At 60.0% G+C, this 6,531-nt stretch carries 8 protein-coding genes; 3 read left to right on the top strand and 5 right to left on the bottom strand.

The genetic code is table 11. The features are described 5' to 3' along the window. The 5 genes from BGIM_RS56255 to BGIM_RS59580 all read right to left on the bottom strand — a co-directional run. A partial coding sequence (locus BGIM_RS56255) for a transposase (protein ID WP_040892355.1) occupies positions 1 to 293 on the bottom strand: 293 nt, incomplete at its 3' end. A 190-nt stretch (positions 294 to 483) separates the two neighbouring features. Next, the gene (locus BGIM_RS0145865; protein ID WP_020476290.1) at positions 484 to 963 is read right to left on the bottom strand and encodes a hypothetical protein; all 480 of its coding nucleotides are present in this window, start codon (positions 961 to 963) and stop codon (positions 484 to 486) included. A 36-nt stretch (positions 964 to 999) separates the two neighbouring features. Continuing rightward, entirely contained in the window at positions 1,000 to 1,485 is a 486-nt protein-coding gene (locus BGIM_RS0145860) for a VOC family protein (protein WP_020476289.1), read from the bottom strand. 132 nt (positions 1,486 to 1,617) lie between these two features. Then, positions 1,618 to 2,760, bottom strand: coding sequence for an Rpn family recombination-promoting nuclease/putative transposase (locus tag BGIM_RS56250; RefSeq protein WP_020476288.1), 1,143 nt, complete (start codon positions 2,758 to 2,760; stop codon positions 1,618 to 1,620). 57 nt (positions 2,761 to 2,817) lie between these two features. After that, positions 2,818 to 3,426 carry an RsmD family RNA methyltransferase gene (locus BGIM_RS59580; protein ID WP_020476287.1) on the bottom strand — a complete coding sequence of 203 codons (609 nt, stop codon included), beginning with the start codon at positions 3,424 to 3,426 and terminating at the stop codon, positions 2,818 to 2,820. A 119-nt stretch (positions 3,427 to 3,545) separates the two neighbouring features. Between BGIM_RS59580 and BGIM_RS0145845 the strand changes: the two genes are divergently transcribed. The 3 genes from BGIM_RS0145845 to BGIM_RS64415 are packed head-to-tail and all read left to right on the top strand — an operon-like array spanning position 3,546 to position 6,371. Then, on the top strand, positions 3,546 to 4,652 hold the full coding sequence (locus tag BGIM_RS0145845; RefSeq protein WP_020476286.1) for a prenyltransferase/squalene oxidase repeat-containing protein: 1,107 nt from the start codon (positions 3,546 to 3,548) through the stop codon (positions 4,650 to 4,652). 51 nt (positions 4,653 to 4,703) lie between these two features. Then, positions 4,704 to 6,110, top strand: a complete 1,407-nt coding sequence (locus BGIM_RS59575; protein WP_020476285.1) for a nickel/cobalt transporter — start codon at positions 4,704 to 4,706, stop codon at positions 6,108 to 6,110. A gap of 12 nt (positions 6,111 to 6,122) precedes the next feature. Further along, positions 6,123 to 6,371: a hypothetical protein gene (locus tag BGIM_RS64415; RefSeq protein ID WP_157369967.1), complete on the top strand. Its 249-nt coding sequence runs from the start codon at positions 6,123 to 6,125 to the stop codon at positions 6,369 to 6,371. Positions 6,372 to 6,531: the final 160 nt, after the last annotated feature.

Below are 6,531 nucleotides of genomic sequence, written 5' to 3'. Positions count from 1 at the left end.
CGATACGCCAGGTGGTTTTGGATCAGTTCCGCCAGCTCCCGGCAGGAGCCGACTCCCTCAATGGTGGCATACAGCCACAGCGCCAGCAACAGGCGGGGATCGAAGGCCGGGGCCCCCGCCCGGCCGGGCAGCGCCTTGATCCGTCCTGACAACTCCGACAGGTCGAGCCCCCCGACGAACTCCCAGACGGACCGGACTGAATGCTCGGGCGGAAGCATCTGGTCGAGCGACTCGATCCGCATCTCCGCTTGGTGACGGTTCGCATGTCGAAGACGACGGGCGGGTTGGGACATGGCCTCTCGCGAAATTAGCGGACGTTCACCTCAACTTAGCGCGGACCAACAACGGTTTCGCTCCCGGACGACGATTTTTTCACAAGCTCTCCGCATGCGGATGGGACTTCCTCAAAGGCCAGACGATGGAAACGGGTCAGAGTCCCACCCGCACGCGGAGCGTGCGGAGTACTCTGCTCCCCGCTCGTTCTTATTCTTCACAACACTTTGTGTGATCTTCATGCCTTTTTTGCCTCTGCATCATGTCAATAAAACGCAAGAGACCATCAAAAGACCAATCAAGTTTCGGCATGAAGGATTTCAATTCGGGCAAGGTTTCTTCAGGCAATTCCACGCCAAACATTCGTTCAACCTCGGCGGACCACTCGGCGAAATCAGCCCCTGCATTCGCTTGAAGCAAATCATCCGTCGGTCTCAACAACTCCGGGTCTTTGCCCCAAAACGTCGCGTGAAACTGGCGAAAACTGATGACCAGTTCGGATGATATCTCGCTGTCCAAATAATATCGGCGACAGAACTCATCTCCCGTCAGCCGTTCACGATGCCGAATCGCCCGGCGATGTCTCCAAGAAGAACCGATGCCGTCAAAATCCTGCCACCAAAACAGCACGATGATCGCAAGCAATAACGCGATTAAGAACAGCCATCGGAAATGTGTTTCGCCAAACATCCGCGATCTCAAAACTCGCCGTCATGCCAAGCGGCCTTAGCCACGAATGGCCGCCTCGATGGCCGCGACATCGATTTTTCTCATCGTCATCATCGCATCAAACGCGCGTTTGGCGACGGCTGGATCGGGATCGGTGATCGCTTTCGTCAGGGCGGTTGGCGTAATCTGCCAGGACAGCCCCCACTTGTCCTTGCACCAACCGCAATCGCTCTCCTCGCCGCCGTTGCCGACAATTGCGTTCCAATAGCGATCCGTTTCGGCCTGATCGGCGGTGGCGACTTGAAACGAGAACGCCCAGTTGTGCTTGACCGAGGGGCCGCCGTTAAGCCCGAGGCACGGAATGCCCATCACGGTAAACTCGACGGTCAACACGTCCCCTTTCTTCCCCGACGGAAAGTCTCCCGGCGCACGATGTGCCGTGCCGACGGACGAATCGGGAAAGGTCTCTGCGTAAAACCGCGCCGCTTCCTCGGCACCGCCATCGTACCAAAGGCAAATCGTGTTCTTTGCCGGCGTTGCCATGTCACTTCTCCATCAAGATGAGCCGCCCGAGGCCGGAGTCAACGACGCACTCGCAATCAAAGGGCCCCCGGCCTACTTTTCCGCATCAATACGGGGCAAAATTCATGCCATCCCGGCATTCCCCAAAAGCTGTCACTTCCCCAAGAAACCATCCCATCCGGCCGCCGTGATCGCCCGGTCGAAAATCTGTTGCAATCTCTCGATGTCACTCTCGGCCCGGATCGCTTCCTCAATCTCCGAATTGGACACGCCAAACCGCTGACGCCCCATCTGGACGATCATCGTCCGCAAACTCTCCCGCCGACCCTCCAACAAACCTTCTTGCTTGCCTTCCAACAGTCCTTCTTGCTTGCCTTCCAACAGTCCTTCTTGTTTACCCTTGAGCATCCCTTCCTCTTTGCCCTCACGTCGGCCCTCTTCTTTGCCCTTGAGCATTCCCTCTTCGTAAATCTCGTCGATCGCTCGCTTGCCCATGTTTTTCAACTCCCGGCGGGATTCGGCGTCCCGCACTGTTTGGGTGGTCAGATCCGTCCACCGTTGCCGTTCGTCCCGAGGGCGCTGCCACATCGCCCGCGTGAACACCATTCGCAGCATGTCGCTCAGCAACACACGCTGGTCCGCATGCCGGTCTTGAAGATGTTCGAGGGCCTGCCGCAGCACCGCTTCAAATTCGTCGGCCTCGTCATCCTCGGAGCGGACCACTGCAAGGAACTGATCGAAAGCCTCGCCGCTGGACAGCAACTCATCCGTGTCCTGGCTCGACAACTCCCAGAATAGCGGTTCCCAACGCGGGACGAAACCCGGAAACGGGTTGTCCGGGTGGAACAAATCCGACAGCGTCCGGGCGCTTCCCCACGGAATTGTGTTGGAATACAGCACAATCGGAAGCAGCGGACGCAAATGAAACGGCGTGTCCCCGGACCTTGCCTTCCAATCACGCCACTGGCGGTCCCAATACATGATGGAATACACCAGCGTCCGCAGGGGGATGAAGGCGTTGGTGGCCGATTGATGCTCGATCAGGATGCACACCCGGATCGACTCGGTCAATCCGGCCGACGTCCGGCACGGAAGTTCGACCAGCAGGTCGCATTCCCGACCACGCCAGTCATCGAAGGGGAATTCAGTGTCGAGAAACTTCGGCTGGTCGAAAACGAGACGGTCGGCGACATCCGGGATCGCCCGCCGCAGGAACGCCCGCAGGTTGGCGGTCGTCTTCAACGCCGAGCGGATCATCCGATCAGAGGCATTCGGGGGCCCGTCCTCTTTGCCCATGCTCGCTCCGGGAATTCAGTCAAACAACACAAAAGCGGCCAATTCCCCGTCGCCAAATCACGCTTTTTCCTCTTCCTTCACCCCCATCGACGCCGGGAGTTTCACCCAGATGCACAGCATGTTTCGGCCGTATTTGCGGATGTCCCAGTCCGTGCCGGGGAGTTTGGCCGGGTCCCAGTCGTCTTCGGTTTGGAGGCTGATGACGGATTCGTTCGGCATCTTTTCAATCAGCACGTTGACCAGTTTTAAGAACTGGTCGAACCGTTCCGTCAGGTCCGGGAATGGCGGGCTGACGAACACATTCACCGGTTCCGTCGGCGGAATCCAGCGGTCGGCCCAACGGTAGACGTCGGCCTTTACCACATAGCCTTGTTTCAGGATGCCGAATTCCTTGAGGCGGGTGTCGATGTTGTTCACCAACTTGCCGTCGGACTCCACCATCAACGCCTCGGAGGCCCCCCGGCTGACGGCCTCCATGCCGTGGACGCCGGACCCGGCGAAGAGGTCGAAGAAAGGGCGCTCCGGGATCGCGTTCCCGAGGATGCTAAACAAGGCCTCCCGCACCATCACCGGGGTGGGGCGAAACTGGTCGTGGACGGTGCAGGGAATCTTCCTTCCCCGCAGGGAACCGGCCACAATTCGGATTTCAACACGTTCTGGTTTCATCCTCTTATTGTCGTGCGACAGGGAAGGTAAAACAAGGGACCGCTTTCCGTGGCGCGGGATTTGCTTTTCGTAGAATGGCCGTCACCCATGTCATTGCGTGTTGCGAAGGAAATCCAGCCATGCGTGCCCTGTTGCTCTCTCTTGCGTGTGTCGTCTCGGGCACCGGCCTCGGCCGGGCCGACGACTGGAACAAGTCCGTTGATGCGGGCGTTGCCTATCTGAAATCAACCCAAAACGCCGACGGTTCTTGGGGGACGGCCCCGCGAAATCGCGGCGTCACCGCCATCGTCGTCACCGGGTTGTTGAAGACCGGGAAAGTCACCACGGACGACCCGATGGTCGCGAAGGCATTCACGTTCATCGAATCGCTTGTCAATGAAAAGGAAGGCCATCTGGCCGGGCAGGACGCGGCCGTCGGCCTGCAAAATTACGTGACCAGCGTGAACGTGCTGGCCCTGCAAGCGGCCAACAAGCCCGAGAAATACAAAGTAATCGTGGCCAACGCGGTCAAGTTTTTGAAGAAGCTCCAGTGGGACGAGGAAGAGGGCAAAAAGGCCGAGGACGATTTCTTCGGCGGGGCGGGCTACGACAGCAAGAGCCGGCCGGACCTCTCGAACTCGCAGTTCTTCCTCGACGCCCTGCACGAGGCAGGCGTCCCCTCGGACGACCCGGCTTTGAAAAAGGCCCTGGTGTTCGTGAGCCGGTGCCAAAACCTCAAGAGCGAATTCAACGACCGGCCTTGGGCGGGCAAGATCAACGACGGCAGCTTCATCTATTCGGCCGCCGCCGGTGGTCAAACAAAGACCAGCGATGATCCAAAAGCGCCCCTCACGGGTTACGGCAGCATGACCTACGCCGGCATCAAAAGCATGATTTATTGCGGCGTTTCCAAGGAAGACCCCCGCTATGTGAAGGCGTTCGAGTGGATCACCAAGAATTACACCGTGGAAACCAATCCGGGGATGCCGCCGGAACTTGGCGGCCGCGGGCTATATTACTACTACCACACGATGGCCAAAACCCTCGACGCGATGGGGGCGGCCGACGTGACCGATGCCGCCGGGAAAAAACATGACTGGAAGGCCGACCTGACGGCCGAGCTGGCCAAACGGCAAAAAGCCGACGGTTCGTGGATCAACCCCACGGACCGCTGGCTGGAAGGCGAAGGACCGCTCGTCACCGGGTATTCCCTGATGACGCTGGGATATTGCAAGCCGAAGAAGTGACCCGGCCCGACCACCTCTCCCGGTGTCGGGCCGCCTGCCGGACTGACACCAATGAAGTCTTTCTTCCAATCGTTTATCGTCGCCCTGTTCGGGTTGGTTTTCTTCGCCAGCCCGGTTGCCGCCCATCCCGTCCCCGAATCAGATTTCGACCGGCTGATCGTTGCCGAGGTCCACTCGGATCTCGTCGTCATTGATTACCAACTGGAGATCGACGAGTTCACCCTGCTGGCCTTGGTCGCCGACCCGGAGTACGGCGTCTACCTCAAAACGACCGGAAAACTCGGCCGACAGGACATCGCCAACGCCTTCCTGAAGCGGTTGCAATCAATCGTGCCGGCCAACCTGCGATTCCGCTGGAACGGCCGGCAGATTTCCCTTCAGCAACTCTCCGGCGAAGTGACCTTCGGGGATTCAGTCAAGTTTTCCGTCCGCAGCATGACTCGCGTGGTCGCGTTGCCTGTTCCCGTTTCTTACGAAGTCGAAGACCGGAATTTCCCCTCCAAACCCGGCCGGCTGGCGATCCAGTTCACCGCCCCTTCGCCGTTGATCTTCGACACGCGGAATGATCTCGCCGATTACCGCCGGGCCGGCATGGCGGGGGAGCCGACCAGCGGCAAGGCCGCCATTCACCTGCTGTCGACAGGGGCGAAGCCCAAGAGTCAGACAGGAGCAGCCAGTCCCCACGATCCTCCCGCGCCGCCGACGCTGATCGACCTGATTTTTCGGGCCTATCAGGAAGACAACATCGCCCCGCTGCTCGACTACGAAGCCGGCATCTGGTTTGTGCTGCTGGCCGCCTTCGCCCACGGGATGCTGCACTCTCTGTCTCCGGGCCACGGCAAAACAATGGTGGCCGCCTATCTGGTCGGCGAACGGGGAACCGCCCGGCACGCCGTTATTCTGGGGGTGATCGTCACCATCACGCACACGATCACGGCCTTCGTGATCGCCCTGCTCCTGCGGTTCGTCCTTCCGGAGGCGGCCCCCCGATTCGTGCAGGGGTTGCTCGGCTTCTTCGGAGGTCTGCTGATCGCCGGCATCGGCGTCTGGCTGTTCGTCGTCCGGTTGAGCGGGGGGCACGACCATGTTCATGTGGGAAGCAGCCATTCGCACGGCCCGACGCCGGAGGAATTCGCCAGCGTCAGTTCGTGGCGGCTGCTCCTGCTCGGCATCTCCGGGGGAATGATCCCGTGTTGGGGGGCGATTCTCTGGGTGCTGTATTGCCTGACCGCCAACCGCCCCGGCTTCGCCTTGTGGACGCTAATCGCCTTCAGCCTCGGCCTGGCCACGGTGCTGACCGCCCTCGGCCTCCTCGTCGCCTGGGGAAACCGCCGAATGACCAACCGCCCCGCCCTCCGCTTCATCGCCCGCTGGCTCCCGGTCGTCGGCGCCGCCTTCGTGGCCGTGATCGGCATCTGGATCTGCCGGGGAAGCATGACGCTGGTGATGCCAAGATAAACCGGAACGACAATGGGACACGGCATTGCCCGTTTTGATGTTGCGCTTTTTGGGTTTTCAAAGGTTGGTTTTGGTATTGGCGAGCCGAGCAGTGTGAGCGGCCGGGTGGCTTCCGGCGGGCGAACCGCTTCCCTTTTTCCCGGCCAGACCATGACCCGTGGTGAACGCTTCTGGCGGGCAAAAGTCGTTACCCGACGTCTGACGGCGTTCGGCTCGCCAAGAATGAACGGCAAGCAGGTTCGTTCTTGTGAGCGCGCATGACTTCATGGCCCACCAAATCAGTCATCATTCAAACGTCTCGACTTCGCCGCTGGCGTAACCCGTCAGTTTGTCGGCCAGTGTCGTGGTGCGCACGGCCCAGAACCAGTCATTGCCGGGGCCGCCGAAGATCTGGTTGGGGACCGTGTCGCGGAAGATCGTT

It is taken from the genome of Zavarzinella formosa DSM 19928, assembly GCF_000255705.1.
Classification (GTDB): domain Bacteria; phylum Planctomycetota; class Planctomycetia; order Gemmatales; family Gemmataceae; genus Zavarzinella; species Zavarzinella formosa.
The sequence above is the reverse complement of the archived record's forward strand: the minus strand, read 5'-3'. Positions and strand labels throughout refer to the sequence as shown.

Coding starts and splice junctions, on each gene's coding strand:
- BGIM_RS59580 (WP_020476287.1), bottom strand. CDS start 3,426: ATGAAACCAGAACGTGTTGAAATCCGAATTGTGGCCGGTTCCCTGCGG.
- BGIM_RS0145865 (WP_020476290.1), bottom strand. CDS start 963: ATGTTTGGCGAAACACATTTCCGATGGCTGTTCTTAATCGCGTTATTG.
- BGIM_RS0145860 (WP_020476289.1), bottom strand. CDS start 1,485: ATGGCAACGCCGGCAAAGAACACGATTTGCCTTTGGTACGATGGCGGT.
- BGIM_RS64415 (WP_157369967.1), top strand. CDS start 6,123: ATGGGACACGGCATTGCCCGTTTTGATGTTGCGCTTTTTGGGTTTTCA.
- BGIM_RS56250 (WP_020476288.1), bottom strand. CDS start 2,760: ATGGGCAAAGAGGACGGGCCCCCGAATGCCTCTGATCGGATGATCCGC.
- BGIM_RS59575 (WP_020476285.1), top strand. CDS start 4,704: ATGAAGTCTTTCTTCCAATCGTTTATCGTCGCCCTGTTCGGGTTGGTT.
- BGIM_RS0145845 (WP_020476286.1), top strand. CDS start 3,546: ATGCGTGCCCTGTTGCTCTCTCTTGCGTGTGTCGTCTCGGGCACCGGC.